1 protein-coding gene is annotated in these 269 nt (G+C 37.5%); it reads left to right on the forward strand.

The features are described from left to right. Nucleotides 1–269: Cna B-type domain-containing protein (locus COE49_RS26830; RefSeq protein ID WP_141556650.1), on the forward strand; the 269-nt coding region annotated here is incomplete at both ends.

Below are 269 nucleotides of genomic sequence, written 5' to 3' on the forward strand. Positions count from 1 at the left end.
AAAGTAGAAGGAACAACAATCACGAACACTTACAAAAATACAGAAACAACAGAACGAAGTGGTAAAAAAGTCTGGGAAGACTACAACAATAAGTTTGGTACACGTCCAGAAGGCATCACAGTACAATTACTTCAAAATGGAACCGAGTTCCAAGCAAAAGAAGTGAAGGCTGATGAAAAAGGCAACTGGAATTTCGACTTCAAAGATCTACCAAAGTACGATGGACAAGGAAATGAGATCAAGTACACAGTAAGTGAAGTAAAAGTTGA

The organism is Bacillus sp. AFS029637, from assembly GCF_002584985.1.
GTDB lineage: Bacteria > Bacillota > Bacilli > Bacillales > Bacillaceae_G > Bacillus_A.